Annotated in this window: 10 protein-coding genes; 4 read left to right on the top strand and 6 right to left on the bottom strand. The window is 68.2% G+C overall.

The genetic code is table 11. From position 1 onward, the window contains the following. Window positions 1–64: 64 nt before the first annotated feature. From AB0H00_RS05545 to AB0H00_RS05535, 3 genes are all read right to left on the bottom strand, one after another. Window positions 65–1,369 (bottom strand): replication-associated recombination protein A, encoded by a 1,305-nt coding sequence (locus tag AB0H00_RS05545; protein WP_357262388.1) that lies wholly within the window; start codon window positions 1,367–1,369, stop codon window positions 65–67. A gap of 285 nt (window positions 1,370–1,654) precedes the next feature. Then, window positions 1,655–1,900: a hypothetical protein gene (locus AB0H00_RS05540; RefSeq protein ID WP_357261268.1), complete on the bottom strand. Its 246-nt coding sequence runs from the start codon at window positions 1,898–1,900 to the stop codon at window positions 1,655–1,657. A gap of 178 nt (window positions 1,901–2,078) precedes the next feature. Then, a complete protein-coding gene (locus AB0H00_RS05535) occupies window positions 2,079–3,248 on the bottom strand; it encodes a kinase (RefSeq protein ID WP_357261265.1) in 1,170 nt (389 codons plus the stop codon). A gap of 190 nt (window positions 3,249–3,438) precedes the next feature. Here AB0H00_RS05535 and AB0H00_RS05530 point away from each other — a divergent pair, with 190 nt between their 5' ends. Beyond that, window positions 3,439–4,428 (top strand): hypothetical protein, encoded by a 990-nt coding sequence (locus AB0H00_RS05530; RefSeq protein ID WP_357261262.1) that lies wholly within the window; start codon window positions 3,439–3,441, stop codon window positions 4,426–4,428. 194 nt (window positions 4,429–4,622) lie between these two features. Here the strand turns inward: AB0H00_RS05530 and aspS are convergent, their stop codons facing one another. Continuing rightward, on the bottom strand, window positions 4,623–6,425 hold the full coding sequence (gene aspS, locus AB0H00_RS05525; protein WP_357261259.1) for an aspartate--tRNA ligase: 1,803 nt from the start codon (window positions 6,423–6,425) through the stop codon (window positions 4,623–4,625). A 163-nt stretch (window positions 6,426–6,588) separates the two neighbouring features. Between aspS and AB0H00_RS05520 the strand changes: the two genes are divergently transcribed. Then, a complete protein-coding gene (locus AB0H00_RS05520) occupies window positions 6,589–7,515 on the top strand; it encodes a neutral zinc metallopeptidase (RefSeq protein ID WP_357261256.1) in 927 nt (308 codons plus the stop codon). A 93-nt stretch (window positions 7,516–7,608) separates the two neighbouring features. Next, entirely contained in the window at window positions 7,609–8,142 is a 534-nt protein-coding gene (locus AB0H00_RS05515) for a hypothetical protein (protein WP_357261253.1), read from the top strand. A 67-nt stretch (window positions 8,143–8,209) separates the two neighbouring features. Here the strand turns inward: AB0H00_RS05515 and AB0H00_RS05510 are convergent, their stop codons facing one another. Next, on the bottom strand, window positions 8,210–9,772 hold the full coding sequence (locus AB0H00_RS05510) for a hypothetical protein (RefSeq protein ID WP_357261250.1): 1,563 nt from the start codon (window positions 9,770–9,772) through the stop codon (window positions 8,210–8,212). Further along, on the bottom strand, window positions 9,769–10,140 hold the full coding sequence (locus tag AB0H00_RS05505) for a type VII secretion target (protein ID WP_357261247.1): 372 nt from the start codon (window positions 10,138–10,140) through the stop codon (window positions 9,769–9,771). The genes AB0H00_RS05510 and AB0H00_RS05505 overlap by 4 nt, the downstream gene beginning before the upstream one ends. Window positions 10,141–10,313: 173 nt before the next feature. Between AB0H00_RS05505 and AB0H00_RS05500 the strand changes: the two genes are divergently transcribed. Continuing rightward, a complete protein-coding gene (locus AB0H00_RS05500) occupies window positions 10,314–11,318 on the top strand; it encodes an NAD-dependent epimerase/dehydratase family protein (protein ID WP_357261245.1) in 1,005 nt (334 codons plus the stop codon). The last annotated feature ends 11 nt before the right edge of the window (window positions 11,319–11,329 follow it).

The following is an 11,329-nucleotide window of genomic DNA, read 5'->3' as shown; positions in this document are numbered from 1 at the left end:
CTGCGCACGCGATTATTCATCGCCCGGGGTCTCGCGTTGCTGCGAGAGAGCAGCGAACCGGCCCTCAGGTCCCCCGAACGATATGGCGGAGTTTCTGTACGCGGGGTCCGACCTCGCGTTCGTGGCCGTGGTCAGTGGGGTGGTAGTAATCCACGCCGACCAAGTCGTCGGGCGGGTACTGCTGAGCGAGCACGCCATCCTTGTTGTCGTGCGGGTATCGATAACCCTGGGCGTTGCCGAGCGCGGCCGCGCCTGCGTAGTGTCCGTCGCGCAGATGCGGCGGGACCGCTCCGGCCTTGCCCGCTGCGACGTCGGCCATGGCCGCGCCGATCGCGGCCACCACCGCGCCGGACTTCGGCGCGGTGGCCAGATGGATCGTGGCCTGTGCCAGTGCGAGCCGCGCCTCGGGCAGCCCGACCAGCTGCACCACCTGTGCGGCGGCCGTCGCTGTCTGCAGCGCCATCGGATCGGCCATGCCGATGTCCTCGCTGGCGTGGATCATCAATCTGCGGGCGATGAAGCGCGGGTCCTCCCCCGCACTCAACATGCGGGCCAGGTAATGCAGCGCGGCGTCGGCATCCGAGCCTCGGATGGACTTGATGAACGCGCTGATCACGTCGTAATGCTGGTCGCCTGCCCGGTCGTAGCGTACGGCCGCCTTGTCGACGCTGGCCTCGACAAGGTCGACATCGACTGCGCCGTCCAGCGAGGATTCGGCCGAGGCTTCCAGTGCGGTGAGCGCGCGGCGGGCGTCGCCGCCGGCGATCCGGATGATGTGGTCGAGCGCCGCGTCGGTGACGGTGTACGCGCCGTCGAGGCCACGCGAGTCGGCGATCGCGCGGGTGAGCAGCTGCCGGACGTCGGCGTCGGTGAGCGATTGCAGCTGCAACACCAGTGAGCGCGACAGCAACGGCGACACCACTGAGAACGACGGATTCTCCGTTGTCGCGCCGACCAGCAGGACGATGCGGTTCTCCACAGCGGCGAGCAGGGCGTCCTGCTGCGTTTTGGAGAATCGATGCACCTCGTCGATGAACAGCACGGTCTGCGCACCGGCCGACAGCCTGCGCCGCGCCACATCGATGACAGCGCGTACCTCCTTCACCCCGGCCGACAGCGCCGAGAGCGCCTCGAAGCGACGGCCGGTCGCGCGCGAGATGAGCGCCGCGAGGGTCGTCTTACCCGTGCCGGGCGGGCCGTACAGCAGCACCGACGCCGCCCCTGAGCCCTCGATCAGCCTGCGCAGCGGGGAGCCGGGGCCGAGAAGATGCTGCTGCCCGACCACTTCGTTCAGCGAGGTGGGCCGCATCCGCACCGCCAACGGCGCACCCGCGTCCCTGCGCACCACGTTGTCGATTGTGTGCTCCACGGGAACCGCGTCACCGGGTACATCGAACAAGCCATCGCTCACGGAAAGAACGTTACCGAGCCGCACCGACAGCGCGGCGCGCTGTTCCTCCGCCACCACACCCGGTCTTGTCCCACCGTAACCGGCGGCATACGCGATATCCGGGCCTGCCGCAGGCTGATTGTCGGTGAACAGCGACCGGTGGGATGGCTACACCGCCGACCGCGATCGCCTGTTCGGGCTATCAGTTGGGCTTCAGGTCCGCCCGGAGCCGGACGGAGCCGCAGGGCCCGGTGATCTGACCCGTCATTCGGAGCCGCCCCCGCACCCCCCACCGCCACCGCCGCCGCCGGTGTAACCGGTCTTGTCGTAGGGCCGGTTCCACCATTGGCTGGCGCGGACCTGTTTGGTCAGCCGAACCCCAGCCGCGCGGGCACGCGTGGACGGGTCGTCGGCACAGCGGCGAGCCCTGGTCCGGCGGGCAGCCGCGAGCCCGAGCACGCCGACGATGATGATCACGATCGGAAGGAAGACGAGCAATAGGTCGCCCATCCGACACCCCCTTTCTTCCGCTGCACTCGCGACCTCCCTGTGGCCGGGCCGGTACAGCGACTCTTATGTGCACGGCTTGTCGCCGGAAATACCAGTCGGCGCTGTTGCTCACCGAGAACAACGTCAAAGCTCACATCCGGTAGCCCGCCTCACCGGATGACTTGCATGTGGCTCAAACCTATTCGGACCAGCGCTCTTCCAGCATCGCCGACACATCCTCGGCGAAATCGCCGACGATGTCGTCACCCGTACACCGCGCGTCTTCGGCAAGCGCGGCCCAGCGGTTGATCAGCGCTGCCGAGCGCGGCACCGAAAGTCCATGCTCGCGTGCGGACGCGATGCGCGCATGGTCTGCGGGCAGGAACCAGAAGGTGGACAGCCACACCCAGATCAGGCGAGCTTCGAGGATCCGCTCGGCGAGCAGGTCGTCGTCGGCCAGCGCGGGCCACACGCCCACCACCTCGGAACGCCACGCCTCCACCATCTGCTGGGCGCGCTCCCGCGAGAGCTCGACATCGCACAGGCAGCCGGGGAACGACACCAGCGCATAGGCGATGTCCAGGGTGGCGTCGCGGAACCCACCCCACTCGTAGTCGAGGAAGCGCGCGCCCTCCTCGTTCAAGATCACATTGTCCGGGCACAGGTCCGACGGACTGAACCCGCGGAATCGCCCCGCGGAGAACAGCCGGTTGCCCCGCACGATGCGCTCGGCGATCTCGCCGGGCACCTCGATGCCCAGCTCGCGCTGCAGCAGTCCAGGCACCTCCGAGATCGCCGACTCGGCCTGCTGCGCGATGCCGTCGACCCGGTGCACCACATCGACCCGGCGCAGCAGCGCGACGAAGTCGGCTTCGCGCCCGACGGTGGCGGCATGCATCCGGCCGAGCGCCTGCGCGAACGCCATCAGCGCATTGCGGGTGGCGGGCTCGGATCCGGACCGCAGCACGGCGGTGATCAGGGAGTTCTCGCCGAGATCGCTGAGGATCAGCAACCGTTCCGGCAGGCTGTGCGCGATCAGATACGCGCCCGGCCGGTGCTCCCGGCTCAGGGCGGTGGTGAATTGATAGGAGACGGCCTCGCGGAGGAACGCGGAATCGATGCTGGCGACGCCGGGAGCCAGACCGCCGGTCCGACGATCCCGCGCGGCCCCGCGCACCTGCTTGACGATCAAGGTTCGCGGCAACGAGAAAGCGTTCTCGGCTACACGCACACGTAGGACGGTCGTCCTACCACTACCGCTGAGTTCGATCGGATCGCTCAGCTTTACCGGAGCACCCATTCGCTTTGTGAGCAACTGTTGCGCTGCGGACACGACTTCGGTGGCGCGTTCGGCCAATAGTGCGGTCATCGCCTCTCAAGCTACTCGCATCAGGTCACTTCTAGCGAGCGGTTGCACAACCTTTCCGCGTCGTCCGGCGTGTCCGTGCCGAGGTCGCGGAGCGGCCGCTCATTGCTTGACACGATTGGACCCGTCCGGTTTTGTCATCGTCAACTGCTCTGCGCCACACCGCAAACCAGTTGAGTCGAAAGGTCTACGCATGGCCGAAACATCGCCTCCCGCGTCGAAGGAATCAGCTGGCGGCGCCCCCGACCCGAACGACGAGCGCTTCGTGGCGCGGCCGGGACAGCACGCCGGCACGAACCCGAACTCGCCGGGTCCCGCAACCGGCCACGCCCGCCACGAGATGGCGGGCTCGGCCGGATATCCGCAGTTCGAGGGCCCGGACGCGGCGCACTACGGCAGCGAACCGCTGGAGCCGGCCCCGCCTGTGGCATCCCAGCCGTACCCCACTTATGGCACGCAAGGCACCGGTCCTGGCTATGCGCAGCCTGGCATTATGCCACCGCCCGGCGCCGTGCCACCGCAGCAACCGGTCTACGGCTACCAGCAGGTCACCGCGGCCCCCGGTACGCTCGATGTGGGCCGGGCTCTCAGCTACGGCTTGGCGAAGTTCCGTGCCAACCCGGGGCCGTGGATCGGCGTGACCGCCGTGGGCCTCGTCATCTATCTGGCGTTCGTGCTCGTCGTGCAACTCACCGATCCGACGACGCTACTGCCGCTGCTACTCATCTTCCTCGCGGTGCTGGCTGGTGTGTGGCTGCTGCAAGCCGCGATGGTCCGCGGTGCGCTGTACGAGACCGACGGAACGCCACCGTCTTTCGGCTCATACTTCCGCTTCGTGAACGCGGGCAATGTCCTGCTCACCGCGCTGCTGGCATTCCTGCTGACCTTCGTCGGCTCCGCGATCTGCTTCGTCCCCGGACTTGTCGCCGGCTTACTGTGCATGTTCTCGCTGCACTACGTCGTCGACCAGGACCAGGGACCGTTCGAGGCGCTGAAGTCCAGCTTCACGCTGGTAGTCGCCAACATCTGGCCGGTGCTCCTGCTCGCGCTCGCGGTGCTCGTGGTGACCTTCCTCGGGCTGCTGCTGTGCGGTCTCGGGCTGCTGGTCGCAGGCCCGGTCGCCGCCCTCGCGGTAACCTACGCCTACCGCACGCTCACCGGAGGCACGGTTTCCGCGCGGTGAACCGACGATCACTTCATTGATCAGTGACCGCATCCCGATCCAGCGCTCGCGCCCGCTCGACCGGCCCGGCCTCGCTGCCCGGCGAGGCCGGAACTCGAGCACGATGATCCCGGCAACCACGAATCCCCTTGCGGTCGGCTACGCCGGGCCGGTAGCGATGCTGTCCAGACCATACTGTCGCGCGGGCGCGACCGCTATCGCGCGGGCTTCGCGGCTTTCGCGTCCTCGCCCTTCTTCGGCTCCGGCTCGGCGTCCAGGCCCGCCTCCTTGCGCTGCTGCGCGGTGATCGGCGCGGGCGCGTCGGTCAGCGGATCGACGCCGCCGCCGGTCTTCGGGAATGCGATGACCTCGCGGATCGAATCCTGTCCGGCAAGCAGCGCGGTGACCCGGTCCCAGCCGAAGGCGATGCCGCCGTGCGGCGGGGCGCCGAAAGCGAAGGCGTCCAACAGGAACCCGAACTTCTCCTGCGCCTCTTCGTGGCTGATGCCCATTACCTTGAAGACGCGTTCCTGCACATCGCGGCGGTGAATACGGATCGAGCCGCCGCCGATCTCGTTGCCGTTGCAGACGATGTCGTAGGCGTAGGCCAGCGCCGAATCCGGGTCGGTGTCGAAGGTGTCCAGCGACTCCGGCTTCGGTGAGGTGAACGCGTGGTGTACCGCGGTCCACGCGGAATGGCCCACCGCCACATCGCCGCTCGCGGTCGCCTCGGCGGTCGGCTCGAACAGCGGGGCGTCCACGATCCACACGAACGACCAGGCGTCCTCGTCGACCAGGCCGACCTTGCGGGCGATCTCGCCGCGCGCCGCACCGAGCAGACCGCGTTGTGCCTTCGCCGCACCGGCCGCGAAGAACACGCAGTCACCCGGCACCGCGCCGACATGCTTGGCAAGGCCCTCGCGCTCGGCGTCGCTGAGGTTCTTGGCCACCGGTCCTCCGAGCGTGCCGTCCTCGTTCACCAGGACATACGCCAGCCCCTTCGCGCCACGCTGCTTGGCCCACTCCTGCCAGGCGTCGAGCTGGCGCCGCGGCTGGCTCGCGCCGCCAGGCATGACCACCGCGCCGACATAGGGCGCCTGGAACACCCGGAACGGGGTGTCCTTGAAATACTCGGTGCACTCGGTGATCTCGACACCGAAGCGAAGATCCGGCTTGTCGGAACCGAAGCGGCGCATGGCCTCCGCGTAGGTCATGTGCGGGATCGGCGTCGGGATCTCGTAGCCGACCAGCTTCCACAGCGCGACGAGGATCTCCTCGGCCAGCAGAATCACGTCGTCCTGGCGCACGAAGCTCATCTCGATGTCGAGCTGGGTGAACTCGGGCTGACGGTCGGCGCGGAAGTCCTCGTCGCGGTAGCAGCGCGCGATCTGGTAATACCGCTCGATGCCACCGACCATGAGCAGCTGCTTGAACAACTGCGGGCTCTGCGGCAGCGCGTAGAAGCTGCCCGGCTGCAAGCGGGCGGGTACCAGGAAGTCGCGTGCGCCCTCCGGGGTGGATCGGGTCATCGTCGGCGTCTCCACCTCGACGAACTCGTGGCGGGCCAGCACCTCGCGGGCAGCCGCGTTGACCTTCGACCGCAGCCGGATGGCATGCGCCGGACCCTCGCGGCGCAGATCCAGGTAGCGGTGCTTGAGGCGCGCCTCCTCACCGGGCTGCTCGTCCAGTTGGAACGGCAGTGGGGCACTCTCGTTCAGCACCTCGAGTTCGGTGACGTTCACCTCGATGGTGCCGGTGGGCAGCTCCGCGTTCTCGTTGCCATCCGGGCGCGGTTCCACGGTGCCGGTGACACGCACGCAGTACTCGGCGCGCAGCCGGTGTGCCTGCGCGGCGGGTTCACCCTCACGGAACACCGCCTGGGCGACCCCGGACGCATCGCGCAGATCGATGAAGATCACCCCGCCGTGGTCACGCCGCCGGGCCACCCAGCCGGTGAGGGTGACGGTCTGACCGGCATGCTCGCTTCGCAGCGAACCAGCCAAGTGGGTGCGCAGCACAGGGTTCCTTTCGACGAATCCGGCACCGGCGCGATGTGACCAGGTGCGGGTCCATCGTAGTGAGACACATTCCCCGAGTGGAAACCGATATCACCACCCCCGTGCCAAGCTGTATCGGGCGAGTGTGTGACCGAGGGCTACGGACGACGAGAAAGCGACAACGATGACCTTCAACGAGGGCATGCAGATCGACCCTGATCGAGTTTCGTCCGGCGGAGGCCCCGGAATGGGCGGCAAGATCGCGTTGGGCGGCGGCGCGGGCGGACTGATCGTGCTGGTGTTGACCCTTCTGATGGGCGGTGACCCGGGCTCGATCCTCGGCAACTTCACCGGAGCACAGGACCAAATCCAGACGCAACCTGGCACGGCGGGCACACCGAGCCACTGCAAGACCGGCGCGGACGCCAATAAGTACGTCGACTGCAGAGTGGCACTCACAGCGCAGAGCCTGGACGCCGTGTGGTCCACCGAGCTCCCCAAGCAGACCGGCAAGCGGTACGTGCGGCCGAAGGTCGTGCTGTTCTCCGGCGCCACCTCGACCGGCTGCGGCAACGCCACCAGCGCGGTCGGCCCGTTCTACTGCCCGGCCGACCAGACCGCCTACTTCGACACGAGCTTCTTCCAAGAGTTGGTGGACCGTTTCGGTTCCAGCGGCGGTCCGCTCGCGCAGGAATATGTGGTGGCGCACGAGATCGGCCATCACATCCAGAACCAGCTCGGCGATATCGGCCGCGCACAGCTGGATCCGCGCGGCCCGGAGTCCGGCGCGGTGCGCACCGAATTGCAGGCCGACTGCTACGCGGGCATCTGGGCGCACTTCGCGGATGAGCTCCCCGCACCCGGTGGCGGCCAACCGTTCCTGAAACCGCTGTCGGACAACGATGTCCGTGATGCGCTCTCGGCAGCGTCGGCGGTCGGCGACGACCGCATCCAGCGCGCGGCGCAGGGCAGGGTGAATCCCGAAGCGTGGACTCACGGTTCGTCCGAGCAGCGGCAGAAGTGGTTCCTCGCCGGCTACAGGACCGGCGAGGTGCGCGCCTGTGACACCTATTCGGCCCAGGACCTGAACAATCCGTCCGCCTTGCGGTGACACGGATTCGATCGGCACCACAGCTTTGCTGTCATGATCGACGGGTAGTTCGCCTGTGCCACAGGTGAAAACGGCAACTGGGAGATGGGATTGATGCGACGTACGACAGTGGCCCTGCTGGTTGCGATGCTGGCGCTCGAGGTGGGCTCAGGCACCGCCGCGTCCGCCCCGCCGCAGCAGCCCAGCGCGCTGCCTCCGGCCGCCGAGCCGCTGGTGCTGTTCACCCTGACCACCATTCCGGACGGCTGGCAGAGCCGGGTGGATCTGCGCCCGCAACTGGAAATCTTCTCCGACGGCAAGGCTGTCAAGATCCCCGACGCCGTCGCCGCCGATCGCACACCGGATGTCTCGCCGAAGCGGATCAACGGGCACGTTCCGCCCGAGGTGCTGACTGCGGCGCTGGCCGAGACCAGGTCGCTCACCGCCGTGGATCTCGGTGTGCCGAGGGCCACCGACCAAGGCAGCCAGATCATCGACTACATGTCGCAGCCGCCGAATGCGGACGTGCATCTGATCGTCTACGCGCCCCAGGCCACCGACGGCCTCGGCGCCGAGCAGCAGGCCAATCGAAAACGCTTTGCCGACCTCTACAAGAAGCTGCTCGATGCATTCGTCCAGGACAACTGATACCCGCGGTGCGGCCCAAGCGGTTACTGCCAGTTCGGGCCGGGTTGCCCGGTAAGCCCGTGCGGGGCTAGAACTGGTCTTGCTCGTAGTTGGAGCTGATGATCTCGTCGGAGTGCGTCGCGCCGATAACGTCCGGCGTGGACTCTCCCAGCGAACCGGTGAGGTCGTCATTGCCGGTCGGACTCAGATAGGGCTGTACGGTGCGCGAATGCTCCTCGTCGTTGCCCCGCTGCCCCGCCCCGGCGGCAGGGCTGCCCATGAAGCTGTTGGCACCGGAGGGGGTCGTGCCGGGTCCGCCCGGACCGAAGGGCGCACCCGCGATCGGGCGGATCGGCGGGGCCGCGCTGCCGGGCAGGCCGGTGGGCTTGGGCACCGAGGGCGTTCCCGGCCGACCGGGGTTGCCGGGGAAACCGCTCGGCACGCCGTGGTTGACGCTCGGACTGTGCGGCGTATGCACCGATGACGGTGTGGTCGACGGTGTACCCGGTGCGTACGAGTCCAGGCCCGCGGCCTTCGTGGCCGTGTCCGTCGCGGTCGACTGCGCCTGCTCCAGGATCGGCTGGCCGACGGTCTGCGCCACCGCCTGCGCCAGCTCCTGCGGCGCAGGCCCGCCACCCGGCGCCACCAGCTGCTGCACCATGCCGCTGAGTTCGGCGGTCTTCCCCGCCAGGTCACCGCGGGTGGCATTGACGACGCCCATGGCGTGACCGAGGTGCTCGGTGGCCGAGGCGATCAGCGTCGCCTGCGCGGGCGGGGTCAGGATCACCGGCGCCAGCGCGGTCGCCTGGGTGGCGAACGACGACGCGATGCCGAGCAGCTGCGCGTTGCCCTGCTGCACTACCGCGGCGGCGCGTTGGGTGAGCTCGGAGATGTCGATGCCGCGCTGACTGGTCTCGTGGCCCTCGACGTTCGCCTGCTGGCTCGTGACCTGCGCGTTGCGGGCGGCCTGGCTCTGCCACAGCTGGTCGACGGTGGCCATGCTGCCCTTGCCCACCTGCATGGCCATCTCGATCACCTTGGAGGACTGGCTGAGGATCGCGGTCGGGTCGAGCGCGCCGATCACGCCGGTGCCGAAGCTACCGAGCAGATCGAGGATCGGCTTCATGAGCATGTCCACACCCGGCAGCGCGGGCAGCGCGACGCCCTGCATCAGCGCGGCCACCGGGTCGGCGGGCAGCGGCGGCAGCGCTGCCTCGGCCCGATTCACCGCGGCCGAGACGGCGGCCGGCGCGTCGGCGAGCCCGCCACTGAGCACGCCCTCGACCACCGGGGCCGCGGCGTGGTTGATCGCGGTGCCCGTTTCTCCCAGCAGAGCGGAGACCTCATGCGGAACGCCAGGAATATCCTGAGTGCCCGGCCCTGCCGCGCCGTTCGAGCCGGGCAGTCCCGCCGGAACGGCGCCGAGCGTGTGCTGGTCCTCGGAAATCTTGCGCGACAATACGAACGCGGGCGGTTCGATGGGCGGCATGTCGTCGGGCAGCTGGGGCAGCGGCAGGTCGAGCACCGCCCGCGCGGGCGAGTTCTGCAACGCGTCCAGCACGGTCTGCTGGCCGATGGCGACGTTTTGCTCGGCCGCATGCTCGACGACCGACCCCTCGGGCGCGATGACGCCGCTGTCCAGTGGTCTCATACCGCGCCCCCGATCTGGTTGGCGATGGAGCCGAGCGCGCCCGCGTTGAACGAGTCGGTGGCGTCGTAGGCAGCGGCGGCACTGAACGCCGACTCCGAAAGCTTGGCGTACTTGGCCGACAGATCATTGATGTCCTTGGCCTGCAGCACCTGGGCCGCGGCGAACATCGCCAGATAGTCGACGCCGATCAGTCCGAACACCGGAGCCAACGCGGCAACGTTACGCACCGCGTCGAAAGCGCCCGCCCCCGCGAGATCGTCGGCGATGCCCGCGTTCGTGGCGGCGAACGCCCGGACCGCTTCGGTCTCTACCGAGAGATCACTCATCGAGTTGCCCCCCCAAAAAATCGTCGTGAACAGCTGTGTCATGAACTTCGTCGTGACCCGTTCGCTCCCCTGCCGAATCGGCTGGGCCGCTACGGTGTGGGCTCAATATAGCGGACGAGACCGCCGAGGTTCGAGGCCGAGCGCGGCGTCACGAGCCGAATCGCACCGAACTGGAACGTGTTGCAAATTAGAACAAGTTCTATATTCTCGGAGCCATGAAGGTCGCAGTGACCGGCGCAGCCGGCTACCTTGGCACGAATCTGCTTTCCCTGCTCGCCGAACAGGGCCATGAGGTCACCGCCATCGATCGGACGGTCCCCGACACGGTCGCCGCGCCGGATGCGACCTGGGTGCGCGGCGACGTACTCGATCCGGAGTCGATGCGCGCCGCACTGGCCGGCGCCGAGGTCGTCTACCACCTTGTCGCAGTGATCACCCTCGCCGAGAAGAACGAGCTGGCCTGGCAGGTGAACACCGAGGGCGTGCGCGTGGTTGCCGAGGCGGCGCTTGCCGTCGGCGCGCGCCGGATGGTGCACGCCAGCTCCATCCACGCATTCAACCAGTACAGCTGCGGCGGCCGGATCGACGAGAGCGCGCCGCGGTCGAACGAGGCGGCACTTCCGGTCTACGACCGCTCGAAGTGGGCGGGCGAAGTGGAACTGCGCAAGGTGATCGACCAGGGCTTGGACGCGGTGCTGTGCAACCCCACCGGCGTCTTCGGCCCGCTCGACTACAGCAGGCCGCTGTCCCGGATCAACCGCACGCTCGCGGACGCGGCGCGGGGCCGAGTGCCGGCCATGATCGGCGGCGGCTTCGATCTGGTCGACGTGCGCGACGTGGCCAAAGGCCTACTACTGGCCGGCGAACACGGCCGCACCGGTGAGAACTACCTGCTCGGTGGATCGATGATCTCGATGCTCGACCTGTGCCGCCTGGCCGCGGGCCACGGCGGCAAGAAGGGCCCGAAGTTCGCCATCCCGCCCAAGCTCGTGTCCGGCATCATCCCGGCGCTCGCGCCGATCGGCAAGCTGTTCAACTCCGACATCGTCTCCAAGGCCGCGCTCGGCGCACTGATTTCCGCGCCGAGCGTGGACCACGGCAAGGCCGAACGCGAACTCGGCTACCAGCCACGCCCTATCGACGTAACCGTCCGCGATCTGGTCGCCTTCTTCGCCGACCCGGCCCGGCTGACGCCGCCCGGCGCCCGGCAGATTGCTTGACAGCATCTAGA

The sequence above is a fragment of the Nocardia sp. NPDC023852 genome (assembly GCF_040639505.1).
GTDB lineage: Bacteria > Actinomycetota > Actinomycetes > Mycobacteriales > Mycobacteriaceae > Nocardia.
This window is presented reverse-complemented; position numbering and strand designations above follow the sequence as displayed.

Coding starts and splice junctions, on each gene's coding strand:
- AB0H00_RS05520 (WP_357261256.1), top strand. CDS start 6,589: ATGACCTTCAACGAGGGCATGCAGATCGACCCTGATCGAGTTTCGTCC.
- AB0H00_RS05540 (WP_357261268.1), bottom strand. CDS start 1,900: ATGGGCGACCTATTGCTCGTCTTCCTTCCGATCGTGATCATCATCGTC.
- AB0H00_RS05510 (WP_357261250.1), bottom strand. CDS start 9,772: ATGAGACCACTGGACAGCGGCGTCATCGCGCCCGAGGGGTCGGTCGTC.
- AB0H00_RS05505 (WP_357261247.1), bottom strand. CDS start 10,140: ATGACACAGCTGTTCACGACGATTTTTTGGGGGGGCAACTCGATGAGT.
- AB0H00_RS05530 (WP_357261262.1), top strand. CDS start 3,439: ATGGCCGAAACATCGCCTCCCGCGTCGAAGGAATCAGCTGGCGGCGCC.
- AB0H00_RS05515 (WP_357261253.1), top strand. CDS start 7,609: ATGCGACGTACGACAGTGGCCCTGCTGGTTGCGATGCTGGCGCTCGAG.
- AB0H00_RS05500 (WP_357261245.1), top strand. CDS start 10,314: ATGAAGGTCGCAGTGACCGGCGCAGCCGGCTACCTTGGCACGAATCTG.
- AB0H00_RS05535 (WP_357261265.1), bottom strand. CDS start 3,248: ATGACCGCACTATTGGCCGAACGCGCCACCGAAGTCGTGTCCGCAGCG.